Raw genomic sequence first — 14,544 nt, forward strand, 5'->3', positions numbered from 1 at the left:
CGATTACATGCGTTCCACCGTTTCGATACCCAACGTATCCAGCCCCAGTTTCAGGGTCTTCGCCGTCAACTGTGCCAACTTCAGTCGGCTCAGACGCACTTCATCGCTTTCCGCACTGAGGATTGGGCAGTGCTCGTAAAAACCAGAGAACAGCCCGGCCAGATCGTACAGATAGGCGCACATAACGTGCGGAGTCCCTTCGCGCGCCACGACATTCAGCGTCTCTTCGAACTGCAACAGGCGGGCAGCCAGTTGTGACTCGCGCTCTTCGTTGATCAGTACGGGCGCATTTTCCAGAATACTTTCTTCAACACCCGCTTTACGGAACACTGACAGCACACGCGTATAAGCGTATTGCATGTAGGGTGCGGTATTGCCTTCAAACGCCAGCATATTATCCCAGTCGAACACATAGTCGGTGGTGCGGTTTTTCGACAGATCAGCATATTTTACTGCGCCGATACCTACTGCGTTCGCCAGTTTTTCCAGCTCATCGGCTGGCATATCCGGGTTTTTCTCAGCGACAAGGCGACGAGCGCGTTCCAGCGCTTCATCCAGCAGATCGGAAAGTTTTACTGTCCCACCTGCGCGGGTTTTAAACGGCTTGCCGTCTTTACCCAGCATCATGCCGAACATGTGGTGTTCCAGCGGCACGGAATCTGGCACATACCCGGCTTTACGCACAATCGTCCAGGCCTGCATCAGATGCTGGTGCTGGCGGGAGTCAATGTAGTAAAGCACGCGGTCGGCATGCAGCGTTTCATAACGGTACTTCGCGCAGGCGATATCGGTTGTGGTGTAGAGGTAGCCGCCATCTTTTTTCTGGATGATGACGCCCATCGGTTCGCCTTCTTTGTTCTGGTATTCATCCAGGAACACCACAGTGGCACCTTCGCTTTCCACTGCCAGACCTTTTTCCCGTAGATCTGCAACGATACCCGGCAACATAGGGTTATATAAGCTTTCACCCATCACATCTTTGCGGGTCAAGGTGACGTTCAGACGCTCGTACGTTTTCTGATTCTGACTCATGGTGATGTCGACCAGTTTACGCCACATTTCGCGGCAGTACGCGTCGCCGCCCTGCAGTTTCACCACGTAGCCGCGCGCACGTTCGGCAAATTCGGCATCTTCATCGTAGTGCTTTTTCGCTTCGCGGTAGAACCCTTCGAGATCCGCCAGTGCCATCTCGCCCGCATTTTCCTGCTGTTGCAATTCCAGGTAAGCGATCAGCATACCGAACTGGGTGCCCCAGTCGCCCACATGGTTTGCACGGATCACGTTATGACCCAGCAGTTCCTGGGTACGTACGGAAGCGTCGCCGATAATGGTGGAGCGCAGGTGGCCGACGTGCATCTCTTTCGCTACGTTTGGCGCGGAATAATCGATAACGATAGTTTGCGGCTGCGGACGGGTAATACCAAGACGGTCGGACTTCAGCGCTTCGCTGACATGTTCGGCAAGAAACGTCGGCGCAAGAAAAATATTGATAAAGCCTGGCCCGGCGATTTCAACCTTGCTGGCAATCCCGTCAAGTGAGAGGTGGGTCAGAACTTGCTCGGCCAGTTGTCGCGGTGCCATGCCCAGTTTTTTTGCAACTGCCATCACGCCGTTAGCCTGATAGTCGCCAAACTGAACTTTTGCTGACTGGCGGACCTGCGCTTCGCAATCTTCTGGAGCGCCTGCCGCAATCATGGCCTGACTGACTTTTTCTGAGAGAAGTGCCTGAATATTCACCGGGATACCTTACATTTAGGACGCCGCAAAGCAGAGGCGGCGTCCGGGTGTTTAATAAAGCCGGGAGTATACTGCAAATGCCCGGTGGCGTCAGCACTGCATAACACGGTAGATTATGGGCTTTGTTATGACTTGCGAGCACTGTTATGAGCCATTGGCAAACACTCGAAGAGTTGCAGGATATCGCGGAAGATTTGCCGCGTTTTAGCGACGATTTGCAAAAGTTGACTACCCGTCTTGGGCTGAATATTGCACCCTTAAACGCCGATCATATCTCCCTGCGTTGCCACCAGAATACGACGGCGGAACGCTGGCGGCGCGGTTTTGAGCAGTGCGGGGAGCTACTGTCGGAAAACGTGATCAATGGCCGTCCTATCTGTCTGTTCAAACTGCGTGAACCTGTGTGCGTGGCGCACTGGCAATTCGACGTTATCGAACTGCCGTGGCCGGGTGAAAAACGCTACCCCCACGAAGGCTGGGAGCATATTGAGATTGTTTTGCCGGGTGCGCCGGAAACGCTGAATGCCCGTGCGCTGGAGCTGATTGCAGATGAAGGGCTGAGCCAGCCAGGTATCGCAGTGAAAACAAGTTCGCCTAAAGGCGAACGTGAACGATTACCCAACCCGACGCTGGCGGTGACCGATGGTAAAGTCACGGTGAAATTTCATCCGTGGACCATTGAGGCGATCGTCGCCAGCGAACAATGAACGACAAGGCTGTGAGCGGTGGGGCGCCGTGCACCTGCCCTCATAGTGCAAAAAGGGAGGCGTGATGACATTACTGGAAATCTGTTGCTATGGCGTTGATGACGCGGTGATCGCCCAACAGCATGGGGCCGATCGCATAGAATTTTGCGCTGCACCGAAAGAGGGCGGTTTAACCCCTTCTTACGGGGCATTGAAAGCCATTCGCAAGGCTGTAACGATCCCGGTGCATCCCATTATCCGTCCGCGCGGCGGCGATTTTTGTTATCGCGATGATGAGTTTTCCGCCATGTTGGAAGATATCCACTTTCTGCGTGAGCTTGGTTTCCCGGGGTTGGTTATCGGCATCCTTGATGAGGATGGGGGTGTGGATCAGGCGCGAATGCGCAAGGTAATGGCCGCTGCGCAGGGAATGGCGGTCACTTTTCATCGCGCCTTTGACATGTGTGCTGAACCGCGACAAGCCTTTGATATATTGGCAGAATTGGGTGTCGCGCGCATTCTGACTTCCGGGCAGCAAGCGTCGGCGGAAAAAGGTCTTTCAATTATTCGGGAACTAAATGACCGATCCGGTGTTCCAATCATTATGGCGGGTGCGGGGGTACGTCCTGAAAACCTCGAACGCTTTCTCACTGCGGGTGTGAAAGAGGTGCACAGTTCGGCAGGTTGCTGGACAGCATCGCCAATGCGTTATCGCAATACAGGATTATCGATGTCTTCAGATGCCAGCGCGGATGAATATGCCCGCTACGGCGTTGACGGAAATTCAGTGGCGGCGATGAAAAAGAAGATCCACGACCATCACCGCTGAAAACGATTTTTACCGCGCATCATGTCGCCCAATATGATGCTTGCTCGTACCAGGCCCCTGCCATTAACAGGGGTCTTTTTTTATCTCAAGGTTTACGCGCAATCAATACGGCACGCTGCGGTGCGGGGTAACCCTCAACGGTTTTAGTGCTGTCTGCCGGATCGAGGAAATCGGCCAGTGACTCGCTGATCATCCAGGGTGTGCGACGCTGCTCGTCGGTGCTGGTCACGCTGATATCGGCAATACGCACATCAATAAAACCGCATTTCTCCAGCCAGTTTTTCAGCGCCAGTGCGGAGGGAATAAAGTAAACGTTACGCATTTGCGCATAACGATCGCCTGGCACCAGCACAGTATGTTCGTCGCCTTCGACCACCAGCGTTTCCAGCACGAGCTCACCCTCTTTAACCAACTGATCTTTGAGCTGCCAAAGATGTTCCAGCGGAGAACGACGATGGTAGAGCACGCCCATCGAGAAAACGGTGTCAAAAGCATTAAGCGCAGGCAGTTGCTCAATGCCCAGCGGCAACAAATGCGCCCGGCGATCATCACCCAGCAGTTTTCGCACCGCTTCAAACTGGCATAAAAACAGCTGTGTCGGATCGATTCCAACCGCCAGCGAGGCCCCGGCACCTATCATGCGCCACAGGTGATACCCGCTGCCGCAGCCCACATCAAGAATGGTACGTCCGCGTAAATCGGAAAGATGCGGCAGAACACGTTCCCATTTCCAGTCAGAGCGCCATTCGGTATCAATATCAATACCGTAAAGGGAGAAGGGGCCTTTACGCCAGGGCATTAGATTACGCAGTAGCGTCTCCATGCCTTTTAACTGACCAGGGCTAAGTGGCTCCGCGCTCTGCGCCGTCACGCTATTTTGCAGATCCAGCCTGGCCGGGGTGACAGACGGCAGAAACTCCACCGCATTATTCCATTGTTTAAATTGCCCATGCAGGGCTTCGCGCTGCCAGCTGGAGATTTGCGCAGGCAGGGTATCCAGCCAGTGGGCTAAAGGACCGACAGCGATTTGCTGATAAAAACGACCAAATTCAATCATGCGTTGTCCGCCTTCAGCGCGACCAGAGAACCAAAGTTAAAACACTGGAACCACAATTCACTGTGTTCAAAACCCGCTTCACGCAGGCGAGCTTTATGGGTCTCGACAGAGTCGGTCAGCATCACATTTTCCAGCATGCTCCGTTTCTGGCTGATCTCCAGTTCGCTGTAGCCATTGGCACGTTTAAAGTCATGGTGCATGTTAAAGAGCAGCTCGCCGACGGTGTGGTCTTCAAAACTGAATTTTTCTGATAGCACCAGCGCTCCGCCCGGGTTCAGCCCTTGGTGGATCTTCTTCAACAGAGTCAGCCGGTCATGCGGCTCAAGGAACTGCAGCGTGAAGTTGAGTACCACCATTGAAGCGTTTTCGATTGTGATGTCGCGGATATCCCCTTCAATGACCGTCACTGGCGTAGGCGCTTTATAGGCGTCGATATGACGCCGACAGCGCTCGACCATCGCTGGAGAGTTATCGACAGCAATGATATGGCAATCAGTGTGCGCAATATTGCGACGGATAGAGAGGGTGGCGGCGCCAAGCGAGCAACCAAGATCATAGACCTGCGTCGCGGGTTGCACAAAACGCTCCGCCAGCATGCCGATCATCGAGATAATATTGGAGTAACCCGGTACGGAACGCTGGATCATGTCCGGGAAGACTTCAGCTACCCGTTCGTCAAAAGTCCAGTCGCCCAGGCTGGCGATAGGCGCAGAAAAAAGCGTGTCGCGGTGAGACATAGTGTAAATATCCGGGGAAACAAAGGGGCGTATTGTGCGCTAATGCAGGGAGAAAACCAACTCCCAGGGCATATACCACAGGTTTGCCAGCACCATCAGTACCAGTGAACACCAGGTGGCGCTCATGCCGGAACGACGCCAGCGAAACAGACGGTGATAATAACCGTAATAATGCATCAGGCGGCCTGCTATCAACAAAAGCCCACAAGCATGCACCATCCAGGTTTCTGCTCCGTTCATCTCCATAAAGAGGAGCAGAATAATCGCAATGGGCAGGTACTCTACAGCATTGCCATGAATACGAATGGCACTCTGTAATTCGCTAAATCCACCATCGCCATAACTCACGCGATACTGCATGCGCAGTCGGGAAACATCCATTGAAAACTTCAGCAGCAACAACGCACCCAATACGGCATAAAGCGCGCTAACCATACAAACTCCCTTTTAGGCATCGGTGACCGCTTTACAATGATAGGTTGTCCACTCAAAAAAGAGAAGATTGCTGCGGCAGAGAAGGGGCGTTGCCAATACAGGGAAGCGCTGTATACAAATCCTGCCACAACGTTTCGACCAGCTCCGGCGCATGCGCAATATCTGGCGTATGCAAAAAAAGATAAGGTGTGGTGGTCTGCTCCCAGAGCGGCAATTTAGTTAGCCAGACGGCAAACAGTTCGCGGTTTTGTTGCATATTGTCACTGCCGATAAAGCGCACCATCGGATGGCTGGCGGTGAGCAGTGCGTGTACCGGCACTTTGGGCTTTTTACGCTGCGCCTCTATCACCGCTTCGCTATGCGGCACCGCACTATGAACCGGCCGGCTATCCAGCATCACTCTGTTCACTCCCCGGGCGCGCAGTCCCTGATTTAACATTTTCTCGTCTTCCCCTTTGGCAAAAAAAGAGGGATGGCGAACCTCAACGCCGTAAGTGAATTCTGCGGGCAATGCGTCAAGAAAGGTCCACAGAGCAGGCAAATCGCGCGGGCCAAATACGGGCGGCATCTGAAGCCAGTACTGACCAATTCGGTTCGACAGTGGTGACATACGGGTGAAGAATTCTGCTGTCAGATCGGCGCAATCTCGCAGTGCCGCCTGATGGGAAATGGTTGCCGGGAATTTAAAACAGAAGCGGAAATCATCCGTGGTTTGATCGCGCCAGCGATCGACAATTTCCGCTTTTGGCAGTGCGTAAAGCGTGGTGTTACCCTCCACGCAATTAAAGTAGCGGGCGTAGTCTGCGAGGCTGGTGATGCCAAGGCGCACCCATTTAGGGTGCGACCATTGCGGTAAGCCGATGTAGATCATAGCGCCTGGAGGATCTCATTCGTACTGCGTACACGACCAATACGCGGGAAAATGTGGGTCATACTGCCCTGGTGTTGATCGCTACTGCCCGCGCTGCAGGCGTCCTCGGCAATGACCAGCGAGAAACCGAGCTCCCAGGCGTTGCGGGCAGTCGATTCAACCCCAATATTGGTCGAAATCCCGCACAGGACGATGGTATCAACACCGCGACGGCGCAATTGCAGTTCTAAATCGGTCCCGTAAAACGCGCCCCACTGGCGTTTGGTTACTTCTATATCGCTTGCTTTTTTACCCAACGCGTCGGGATAGTCCCACCAGTTTGCGGGCAGCGTATGGCCGCCGGCAGGGGCATCGACAGGCTGTTTCAGCGCTTCGGCAAAATCTTCCGACCAGCCCACGCGCACCAGCACAACTGGCGAACCGTTTGCACGAAATTTCTCCGCCAGCGTGGCGGCGCGGGCAACCACGTCCTGCGCGGTATGCGGACCGCCTGCGAAAGGAAAGATGCCTTCCTGTAAGTCGATCACGACCAGCGCGGTTTTTTCGGCATTGAGCTCCAGCATAATAACTCCTGCAAAATGAATGATGTCGGCGGTTACCTTACGCGGTAACGCTGCATGCGCGGTTTACAATTTTTGTTAAATTTTGTGAGAATGCGCAATAAGCGCGCAGCAAACGCGCGTACAGTCGGACGCGGGCTTATCGTCACGCATAATTTCCAGTATAATAGCCCCCTTTTTTCATCCAGTTGTGACATACGAAAATAGCTGCTACCAAAGCGCCTGAACGCAGGTGACGGGTCGCACGCAGCTAATTAAAGGATATCTCATGCGTACAGTATATTGCGGGCAGCTCAATCAGTCCCATGTCGGACAGCAAGTAACGCTTTGTGGGTGGGTCAATCGTCGTCGTGACCTCGGTAGCCTTATCTTTATTGATATGCGCGATCGTGAAGGCATCGTGCAGGTGTTTTTCGACCCGGACCGTCAGGATGCGTTCCAGCTCGCGTCTGAACTGCGTAATGAGTTCTGTATTCAAATCACCGGTACCGTGCGGGCGCGCGATGCAAAAAACGTCAACAAAGATATGGCTACCGGTGAAGTTGAAGTGTTCGCGACCGAACTGAACATTATCAACCGTTCCGATGTGCTGCCGCTGGACTCCAACCACGTCAACACCGAAGAAGCGCGTCTGAAGTACCGTTATCTCGACCTGCGTCGCCCGGAAATGGCGCAGCGACTGAAAACCCGCGCCAAGATCACCAGTTTTGTACGCCGTTTTATGGACGATCACGGTTTCCTCGACATTGAAACCCCGATGTTGACCAAAGCGACGCCGGAAGGTGCGCGCGACTACCTCGTGCCGAGCCGCGTGCACAAAGGCAAGTTCTATGCGCTGCCGCAGTCGCCTCAGCTGTTCAAACAGTTGCTGATGATGTCGGGTTTCGACCGCTACTACCAGATCGTTAAATGCTTCCGCGACGAAGACTTGCGTGCCGATCGCCAGCCGGAATTTACCCAGATCGATGTGGAAACTTCCTTTATGACGGCACCGCAGGTGCGCGAAGTGATGGAAGCGCTGGTTCGTCAACTGTGGCTGGAAATCAAAGGTGTTGATCTGGGTGATTTCCCGATCATGACTTTTGCTGAAGCTGAGCGTCGTTACGGCTCCGATAAACCAGATCTGCGTAACCCAATGGAACTGGTAGATGTTGCCGACCTGCTGAAAGCGGTTGAGTTTAAAGTCTTCTCCGGCCCGGCAAACGATCCGAAAGGCCGTGTTGCCGCCTTGCGTGTTCCGGGTGGCGCACAGCTTAGCCGTAAACAGATTGACGACTACGGCAAGTTTATCGAAATCTACGGTGCGAAAGGCCTCGCCTATATTAAAGTCAATGAAGCCGCCAACGGTCTGGAAGGGATCACCAGCCCGGTCGCCAAGTTCCTCAACGCAGAGATCGTGAGCGCCATTCTTGAGCGCACTGGCGCGCAGGATGGCGACATGATTTTCTTCGGCGCAGACAACAAAAAAGTGGTGGCCGATGCGCTGGGCGCGCTGCGTCTGAAAGTGGGCAAGGACCTGAATATTACCGATGAAGGTAAGTGGGCACCGCTATGGGTTATTGACTTCCCGATGTTTGAAGATGACGGCGAAGGCGGCCTGACGGCTATGCACCATCCGTTCACCTCGCCGAAAGACATGACCGCCGCAGAGCTAAAAGCTGCGCCGGAAGAGGCCGTTGCTAATGCCTACGATATGGTCATTAACGGCTATGAAGTGGGTGGTGGTTCTGTGCGTATCCATAGTGGCGATATGCAGCAGACGGTGTTCAGCATTCTGGGCATTAACGAACAGGAACAGCGTGAGAAGTTTGGCTTCCTGCTGGACGCGCTGAAATATGGTACACCGCCGCATGCAGGTCTGGCGTTTGGTCTGGATCGTCTGACCATGTTGCTGACCGGTACAGACAATATTCGTGATGTTATCGCTTTCCCGAAAACCACCGCGGCTGCGTGTCTGATGACCGAAGCGCCAAGCTTTGCCAACCCGGCTTCGCTGGTGGAATTAGGCATTTCGGTGGTCAAAAAAGAGACCCCGGAGAATAAGTAATATGCCATTTAAGCACCCTGTCTCTGTACTGGTCGTGATTTATGCGCAAGATACGAAACGGGTGCTGATGTTGCAGCGACGTGACGATCCTGATTTCTGGCAGTCGGTTACCGGCAGTCTGGAAGAGGGGGAGGTAGCGTCGCAAGCCGCCGCGCGTGAAGTAAAGGAAGAGGTCGATATTGATGTTGCGCAGGAGCAACTGGCCTTAGTCGACTGTCAGCGCACGGTGGAGTATGAAATCTTTAGTCATTTACGTCATCGCTACGCGCCGGGCGTTACGCACAATACCGAGTCATGGTTTTGTCTTGCGCTGCCCCATGAACGTCAGATTGTTTTTAGCGAACATCTGGCGTACCGCTGGCTTGATGCGCCCGCAGCGGCGGCATTAACCAAGTCATGGAGCAACCGGCAGGCGATTGAAGAATTTGTAATTAACGCCGACGAATTTTCCCGGAACTGAGGATCTCTGTAAGGCGAAACGCCCTCCTGGGTCGGTGCTTGCAGCAGCAGGACGCCGACGCAAACGGGGGCCACTCACTGACTGAGCGACGGGTTTACGGGAAAAGGCTTTATTGGAGAGTTTTTTATGGCAGGTCATAGTAAATGGGCCAACACCAAGCACCGCAAAGCGGCACAGGATGCCAAACGCGGTAAGATTTTTACCAAAATTATTCGTGAGCTGGTCACTGCGGCACGTCTGGGCGGCGGTGACATTGCTTCCAACCCGCGTCTGCGTGCAGCGGTTGATAAAGCGCTGAGCAATAACATGACCCGTGACACCCTGAACAGGGCGATTGCGCGCGGCGTTGGCGGTGACGACGATGCAAACATGGAAACCATCATTTATGAAGGTTACGGTCCTGGCGGCACCGCGGTGATGGTGGAGTGCCTGAGTGATAACCGTAACCGTACCGTGGCTGAAGTGCGTCACGCGTTTAGCAAATGTGGCGGCAACCTGGGTACTGATGGTTCTGTGGCATATCTCTTCAGCAAAAAAGGGGTGATCTCTTTTGAAGCGGGCGATGAAGACACCATTATGGAAGCGGCGCTGGAAGCGGGCGCGGAAGATGTGGTGACCTTCGATGACGGTGCCATTGACGTTTACACCGCGTGGGAAGAGATGGGTACTGTGCGTGACGCGCTGGAAGCCGCTGGCCTGAAAGCAGACAACGCAGAAGTTTCTATGATCCCGTCCACGAAAGCGGATATGGATGCAGAAACAGCGCCGAAACTGCTGCGTCTGATCGATATGCTGGAAGACTGCGATGACGTGCAGGAAGTTTACCATAACGGTGAGATCTCCGACGAAGTCGCGGCAACGCTGTAATACCTGTCATCTTGCAACCCACTGGAGCGTTGGCTTTCATCGCACACTCCAGTCACGGAGTCTCTCTATGCTCCTGGGGATGCACTGCGTAGCCGCCTTCCTGTGAACTGAAATAGGTTGGGTATCAGGGGTTGCAGGATAATGAAGCCAAGCGGAGATGCATGATGGCGATAATTCTCGGGATCGACCCGGGTTCACGTATCACCGGTTATGGTGTGATCCGCCAGAAAGGCCGCCAGCTGACTTACCTCGGCAGCGGCTGCATCCGCACTAAAGTGGACGATTTACCGTCGCGTCTGAAACTGATCTATGCAGGCGTGACGGAAATCATCACTCAGTTCCAGCCTGATTATTTCGCCATTGAACAAGTGTTTATGGCGAAAAACGCCGACTCGGCGCTTAAACTGGGGCAGGCGCGTGGTGTGGCGATTGTTGCTGCGGTTAACCAGGAATTGCCGGTGTTTGAGTATGCCGCCAGGCAGGTTAAACAGACCGTTGTCGGCATTGGCAGTGCGGAAAAAAGTCAGGTTCAGCACATGGTGCGTAACCTGCTGAAACTCCCTGCCAATCCACAGGCAGATGCCGCCGATGCGCTGGCTATCGCCATTACACACTGCCATGTCAGTCAGAATGCGGTACAGGTAAGCAGTTCTCGCCTTAGTCTGGCGCGTGGAAGATTACGTTAAAAAGCGCCTTTGCAGGCGCTTTTTTTATAACAAAGAACGGATTTTCCGGGCATCCTCTTCACTGGAGGGGTTATAGACCACCATTGTCAGGTCGGGTTGTCCTTCAACGGAGAAACTCGAATATTCCAGCGACAATTGCCCTGCGCGGGCATGCAGCAGGATCTTGGTACCTTCCTCCATCCCCTCAATATCGTTTTCCTGCCACAGCGCGGCAAACTCAGCTGATGCAGCACTGAGTTCCTCCACCAGTGGGCGGATTTCGGCAACCGCACCGGCCCGAACTGCATCAGCACGAAAGGCTGCAACCAAAAAACGCGTCAATCCTTGCCAGTCGTTTTGCATCGCGCGTACATGAGGATTGAGAAACATCCTCCGCAAAATATTGCGCTGCTGGAAAGGCAGTGAGGGATAATCCGATAACACCACGGTGGCGGCTTTGTTCCAGGCGAGTACATCCCAGGTGGCATTGCGGATTAACGCCGGGCTAAAGGGCATATGATCCAGTACTTTTTGCAGCCGCGCGCTTATCGTGCCGGTCGGGTTGTAATGCACGCCAGGGGCACGCCCCAAACCAAGATGAAAAACATGCTCACGTTCCCGCTCAGAAAGCCGCAGTGCCTGGCAAATGCGCTCCAGTACTTCCGCCGACGGCGTACCGCCGCGTCCCTGTTCGAGCCAGGTATACCAGGTGGCGCTGATACAGGCCAGGTGCGCGACTTCTTCGCGCCGTAATCCCGGCGTACGCCGCCGACCGGTATGGAAACCCAGTGTTTGCGGGTCCAGTTGCGCACGGCGGGATTTGAGATAATCACCAAGATCTTTAGGCTGGGTCACGCTATGCATCCTGTTAGTCCTTATACCACGATAACGTCACTACTTTTCTCTGCTAAGGATATTTATAAGGATAGGCGCGCGAGTCAACATAAGGAGACACACGCATGCATGTTTTTCTGACGGGCGCGACCGGCTGGGTTGGCGCAACGGTAGCGGCGGAATTACTGGCAGCCGGGCATCACATGACGGGGCTGGCAAGAAATACCGATAAAGCGCAGGCATTACTGGCGGCTGGCGGGCAGGTAATTTACGGGACGCTGGACGATCGCCAGATCCTGTTTGATGCCGCCATGCACGCCGATGCGGTGATCCATACCGCGTTTAATCACGATTTTTCCCGCTTTGCAGACAATTGCGCCCAGGATCAACGGGCTATCGAAACGTTGGGCGAAGCGTTAAAAGGCAGTCATCGCCCTTTACTGGTGACATCAGGTCTGGCGCGATTGGTACAGGGGCGACTGGCAAACGAAACGGATAAACCTGCCAGCGGGCCGGAATACTTGCGTCGTTCGGAGCTGGCAGCGCAAGAGCTGGTGGAAAAAGGTATCCGGGCTGCGAGCATTCGCCTGGCGCCAACGGTACATGGCGTTGGCGATCACGGTTTTGTGCCCAACCTGATCGCGCTGGCGAAGAAAACAGGCGTGGCAGCCTGGCCAGGAGAGGGCTCAAACCGCTGGGCGGCGGTGCATCGTCTTGATGCGGCGAAAGTGTACCGACGGGTATTAGAAACTGGCGTTACACAACCGGTGTATCACGCCGTCGCGGAAGAGGGGATACCCATGCGCGACATTGCGATAGCCATCGGCAAAATGCTGGGTCTACCGGCTGAGTCACGCAGTCCTGAACATTTTGGCTGGTTTGCTGCCTTTGCTGCGGCAGACATGGCGGCGTCCAGTGCCCAGACTCGCGACGTACTGGGTTGGCAGCCCCAGCAGCGTGAATTGCTGGCAGATCTGGCTGATAGCGCCTATTACGCGAATTCCTGAATACCGCGCGTTTTTCCTGCAGAATCGGCTGGATATCTATCCAGCCTTTTTTTATGATACAACATTAGAATTTAAGCCCTTACCGCAGGAGCGTCACGTGATAGGCAGACTCAGAGGCATTATTGTTGAAAAACAACCCCCGTTAGTGGTGCTGGAAGCAGGGGGCGTGGGCTACGAAGTGCATATGCCAATGACCTGTTTTTATGAATTACCGGACGCTGGAAAAGAGGCGATTGTCTTCACGCATTTCGTGGTGCGTGAAGATGCTCAACTGCTGTTCGGTTTTAATAATAAGCAGGAACGTACCCTGTTCCGTGAGTTGATTAAAACCAACGGTGTCGGGCCGAAACTTGCACTGGCGATCCTTTCTGGCATGTCGGCGCAACAGTTTGTGAATTCGGTCGAGCGTGAAGATCCCGCCGCGCTTATCAAACTGCCGGGCATCGGTAAGAAAACGGCTGAGCGCCTGATTGTCGAAATGAAGGACCGCTTTAAGGGGTTGCATGGCGATCTCTTTACACCTGCGGCGGATCTGGTGCTGACTTCCCCTGCCGGCCCGGCGGCAGACGATGCAGAACAAGAAGCTGTTGCCGCGCTGGTAGCGCTGGGCTATAAACCTCAGGAAGCCAGCCGGATGGTGAGTAAAATCGCGCGTCCGGATGCCAACAGTGAAACCCTGATCCGTGAAGCGCTGCGCGCAGCGTTGTGAGGTAGAGGATGATTGAAGCAGATCGCCTGGTCGCACCCGCCAGCACTAACGTGGAAGAGATCGCCGACCGCGCTATTCGCCCGAAACTGCTCGACGAATATGTTGGCCAGCCTCAGGTTCGTTCTCAGATGGAGATCTTTATCCAGGCGGCAAAACTGCGTGGTGATGCGCTTGACCATCTTCTTATCTTTGGCCCGCCCGGTTTAGGGAAAACAACTCTGGCGAATATTGTCGCCAACGAGATGGGCGTGAATCTGCGCACCACATCTGGCCCGGTTCTGGAGAAAGCGGGCGATTTGGCGGCCATGCTCACCAACTTAGAACCGCATGATGTGCTGTTTATTGATGAGATTCACCGCCTTTCGCCGGTAGTGGAAGAGGTGCTGTATCCAGCGATGGAAGACTATCAACTGGATATCATGATTGGCGAAGGTCCGGCGGCGCGTTCCATCAAGATCGATCTCCCTCCCTTTACCCTAATTGGTGCGACCACACGTGCGGGTTCACTGACCTCGCCACTGCGCGATCGTTTTGGCATAGTGCAACGTCTTGAGTTCTACCAGGTCGCCGACCTGCAACATATTGTCGGTCGTAGCGCGCGCTTTATGGGGCTGGAGATGAGTGAGGAAGGTGCGCTGGAAGTGGCGCGACGTTCTCGTGGTACACCGCGTATCGCCAACCGGCTGCTGCGACGCGTACGGGACTTTGCCGAGGTAAAGCATAACGGCGACATCACGGCCGGGATTGCCGCGCAGGCGCTGGACATGCTGAACGTCGATGCCGAAGGCTTTGATTATATGGATCGCAAGCTGCTGTTGGCAGTTATTGATAAGTTTTTTGGCGGGCCAGTGGGTCTGGATAACCTGGCGGCGGCTATCGGCGAAGAGCGGGAAACGATTGAAGACGTACTGGAACCTTATCTCATCCAGCAAGGTTTTTTACAACGTACGCCGCGTGGACGCATGGCAACCGTTCGGGCCTGGAACCACTTTGGCATTACTCCGCCAGAGATGCCCTGAAAAACGCCGGATGTGAACAACATC

16 protein-coding genes are annotated in these 14,544 nt (G+C 54.3%); 9 read left to right on the forward strand and 7 right to left on the reverse strand.

Translation table 11 applies throughout. From position 1 onward, the window contains the following. Window positions 1-3: 3 nt before the first annotated feature. Complete coding sequence (gene argS, locus RTX30_RS18470; protein ID WP_312691618.1) at window positions 4-1,737, reverse strand: arginine--tRNA ligase; 1,734 nt, start codon at window positions 1,735-1,737, stop codon at window positions 4-6. A gap of 146 nt (window positions 1,738-1,883) precedes the next feature. On the opposite strand from argS, the gene RTX30_RS18475 reads away from it, so the two are divergent. Then, window positions 1,884-2,444 (forward strand): VOC family protein, encoded by a 561-nt coding sequence (locus RTX30_RS18475; protein WP_312691619.1) that lies wholly within the window; start codon window positions 1,884-1,886, stop codon window positions 2,442-2,444. Between the two features lie 64 nt (window positions 2,445-2,508). Next, window positions 2,509-3,252, forward strand: a complete 744-nt coding sequence (gene cutC, locus RTX30_RS18480) for a copper homeostasis protein CutC (protein ID WP_312691620.1) — start codon at window positions 2,509-2,511, stop codon at window positions 3,250-3,252. 85 nt (window positions 3,253-3,337) lie between these two features. Here the strand turns inward: cutC and cmoB are convergent, their stop codons facing one another. Genes cmoB through RTX30_RS18505 form a run of 5 tightly spaced genes read right to left on the reverse strand, consistent with a single transcriptional unit; the run spans window position 3,338 to window position 6,915 of the window. Further along, window positions 3,338-4,309, reverse strand: coding sequence for a tRNA 5-methoxyuridine(34)/uridine 5-oxyacetic acid(34) synthase CmoB (cmoB, locus tag RTX30_RS18485; protein WP_312691621.1), 972 nt, complete (start codon window positions 4,307-4,309; stop codon window positions 3,338-3,340). Further along, entirely contained in the window at window positions 4,306-5,046 is a 741-nt protein-coding gene (gene cmoA / locus RTX30_RS18490) for a carboxy-S-adenosyl-L-methionine synthase CmoA (RefSeq protein ID WP_312691622.1), read from the reverse strand. Before cmoA ends, cmoB begins: the two co-directional genes overlap by 4 nt. A 39-nt stretch (window positions 5,047-5,085) precedes the next feature. Next, a complete protein-coding gene (locus RTX30_RS18495) occupies window positions 5,086-5,481 on the reverse strand; it encodes an MAPEG family protein (protein WP_312691623.1) in 396 nt (131 codons plus the stop codon). Between the two features lie 52 nt (window positions 5,482-5,533). Further along, window positions 5,534-6,352: a DUF72 domain-containing protein gene (locus RTX30_RS18500; protein WP_312691624.1), complete on the reverse strand. Its 819-nt coding sequence runs from the start codon at window positions 6,350-6,352 to the stop codon at window positions 5,534-5,536. Beyond that, window positions 6,349-6,915, reverse strand: a complete 567-nt coding sequence (locus tag RTX30_RS18505) for a hydrolase (RefSeq protein WP_312691625.1) — start codon at window positions 6,913-6,915, stop codon at window positions 6,349-6,351. The genes RTX30_RS18500 and RTX30_RS18505 overlap by 4 nt, the downstream gene beginning before the upstream one ends. 265 nt (window positions 6,916-7,180) lie before the next feature. Between RTX30_RS18505 and aspS the strand changes: the two genes are divergently transcribed. The 4 genes from aspS to ruvC all read left to right on the forward strand — a co-directional run bounded on the left by aspS (window position 7,181) and on the right by ruvC (window position 10,972). Continuing rightward, on the forward strand, window positions 7,181-8,959 hold the full coding sequence (gene aspS, locus RTX30_RS18510) for an aspartate--tRNA ligase (protein ID WP_312691626.1): 1,779 nt from the start codon (window positions 7,181-7,183) through the stop codon (window positions 8,957-8,959). A 1-nt stretch (window position 8,960) separates the two neighbouring features. After that, window positions 8,961-9,419: a dihydroneopterin triphosphate diphosphatase gene (gene nudB / locus RTX30_RS18515; RefSeq protein ID WP_409429831.1), complete on the forward strand. Its 459-nt coding sequence runs from the start codon at window positions 8,961-8,963 to the stop codon at window positions 9,417-9,419. Window positions 9,420-9,545: 126 nt separating this feature from the next. Beyond that, window positions 9,546-10,286 (forward strand): YebC/PmpR family DNA-binding transcriptional regulator, encoded by a 741-nt coding sequence (locus RTX30_RS18520; protein ID WP_039056641.1) that lies wholly within the window; start codon window positions 9,546-9,548, stop codon window positions 10,284-10,286. 164 nt (window positions 10,287-10,450) lie between these two features. Next, complete coding sequence (ruvC, locus tag RTX30_RS18525) at window positions 10,451-10,972, forward strand: crossover junction endodeoxyribonuclease RuvC (RefSeq protein ID WP_312691654.1); 522 nt, start codon at window positions 10,451-10,453, stop codon at window positions 10,970-10,972. Between the two features lie 24 nt (window positions 10,973-10,996). Here ruvC and RTX30_RS18530 read toward each other — a convergent pair whose 3' ends face one another. Next, window positions 10,997-11,815 (reverse strand): helix-turn-helix transcriptional regulator, encoded by an 819-nt coding sequence (locus RTX30_RS18530; protein ID WP_312691627.1) that lies wholly within the window; start codon window positions 11,813-11,815, stop codon window positions 10,997-10,999. 95 nt (window positions 11,816-11,910) lie between these two features. Between RTX30_RS18530 and RTX30_RS18535 the strand changes: the two genes are divergently transcribed. The 3 genes from RTX30_RS18535 (at window position 11,911) to ruvB (ending at window position 14,520) form a co-directional block, all read left to right on the forward strand. Continuing rightward, on the forward strand, window positions 11,911-12,792 hold the full coding sequence (locus RTX30_RS18535) for an SDR family oxidoreductase (protein ID WP_312691628.1): 882 nt from the start codon (window positions 11,911-11,913) through the stop codon (window positions 12,790-12,792). A gap of 97 nt (window positions 12,793-12,889) precedes the next feature. Then, the gene (ruvA, locus tag RTX30_RS18540; protein ID WP_312691629.1) at window positions 12,890-13,501 is read left to right on the forward strand and encodes a Holliday junction branch migration protein RuvA; all 612 of its coding nucleotides are present in this window, start codon (window positions 12,890-12,892) and stop codon (window positions 13,499-13,501) included. Between the two features lie 8 nt (window positions 13,502-13,509). After that, window positions 13,510-14,520: a Holliday junction branch migration DNA helicase RuvB gene (ruvB, locus tag RTX30_RS18545; RefSeq protein ID WP_312691630.1), complete on the forward strand. Its 1,011-nt coding sequence runs from the start codon at window positions 13,510-13,512 to the stop codon at window positions 14,518-14,520. Window positions 14,521-14,544 lie beyond the last annotated feature (24 nt).

It is taken from the genome of Kosakonia sp. (assembly GCF_032052965.1).
Classification (GTDB): domain Bacteria; phylum Pseudomonadota; class Gammaproteobacteria; order Enterobacterales; family Enterobacteriaceae; genus Kosakonia.

Coding starts and splice junctions, on each gene's coding strand:
- RTX30_RS18475 (WP_312691619.1), top strand. CDS start 1,884: ATGAGCCATTGGCAAACACTCGAAGAGTTGCAGGATATCGCGGAAGAT.
- cutC (WP_312691620.1), top strand. CDS start 2,509: ATGACATTACTGGAAATCTGTTGCTATGGCGTTGATGACGCGGTGATC.
- cmoB (WP_312691621.1), bottom strand. CDS start 4,309: ATGATTGAATTTGGTCGTTTTTATCAGCAAATCGCTGTCGGTCCTTTA.
- cmoA (WP_312691622.1), bottom strand. CDS start 5,046: ATGTCTCACCGCGACACGCTTTTTTCTGCGCCTATCGCCAGCCTGGGC.
- RTX30_RS18495 (WP_312691623.1), bottom strand. CDS start 5,481: ATGGTTAGCGCGCTTTATGCCGTATTGGGTGCGTTGTTGCTGCTGAAG.
- RTX30_RS18500 (WP_312691624.1), bottom strand. CDS start 6,352: ATGATCTACATCGGCTTACCGCAATGGTCGCACCCTAAATGGGTGCGC.
- RTX30_RS18505 (WP_312691625.1), bottom strand. CDS start 6,915: ATGCTGGAGCTCAATGCCGAAAAAACCGCGCTGGTCGTGATCGACTTA.
- aspS (WP_312691626.1), top strand. CDS start 7,181: ATGCGTACAGTATATTGCGGGCAGCTCAATCAGTCCCATGTCGGACAG.
- nudB (WP_409429831.1), top strand. CDS start 8,961: ATGCCATTTAAGCACCCTGTCTCTGTACTGGTCGTGATTTATGCGCAA.
- RTX30_RS18520 (WP_039056641.1), top strand. CDS start 9,546: ATGGCAGGTCATAGTAAATGGGCCAACACCAAGCACCGCAAAGCGGCA.
- ruvC (WP_312691654.1), top strand. CDS start 10,451: ATGGCGATAATTCTCGGGATCGACCCGGGTTCACGTATCACCGGTTAT.
- RTX30_RS18530 (WP_312691627.1), bottom strand. CDS start 11,815: ATGCATAGCGTGACCCAGCCTAAAGATCTTGGTGATTATCTCAAATCC.
- RTX30_RS18535 (WP_312691628.1), top strand. CDS start 11,911: ATGCATGTTTTTCTGACGGGCGCGACCGGCTGGGTTGGCGCAACGGTA.
- ruvB (WP_312691630.1), top strand. CDS start 13,510: ATGATTGAAGCAGATCGCCTGGTCGCACCCGCCAGCACTAACGTGGAA.